Source organism: Undibacterium sp. Tian12W (assembly GCF_049339405.1).
Lineage (GTDB): Bacteria > Pseudomonadota > Gammaproteobacteria > Burkholderiales > Burkholderiaceae_D > Undibacterium.
In genome coordinates this window covers 1-257 of sequence record NZ_JBMPPK010000094.1, presented here as the reverse complement: position 1 = coordinate 257, position 257 = coordinate 1, and the positions used below count along the sequence as shown (strand labels likewise).

Below are 257 nucleotides of genomic sequence, written 5' to 3'. Positions count from 1 at the left end.
TCCTCACCAACGGCGGCACCGGCAACATCAGCACCAGCGTCACCGTCGATGGCCAGCCACAAACACTCGATGCCCAGGGCACAGCCACCATCACCGCCGCCACTACAGGCGCGCACCAGGTTGTCGCTACCGCCAAAGATGATCTCGCTACCGTCAGCAAGACCAGCCTCTACAGCGTGCGAAACCCGGCCGACAGCAGCACACCCGTCGCCCAGATCACCACCCCCACAGACGACGTCGAGATCACCGCCCCGACC

1 protein-coding gene is annotated in these 257 nt (G+C 65.0%); it reads right to left on the bottom strand.

The genetic code is table 11. The annotated features are described in order from the left end of the window. On the bottom strand, positions 1 to 257 hold a 257-nt coding region (locus ACO0LI_RS30755; RefSeq protein ID WP_423037740.1), incomplete at both ends, for a hypothetical protein.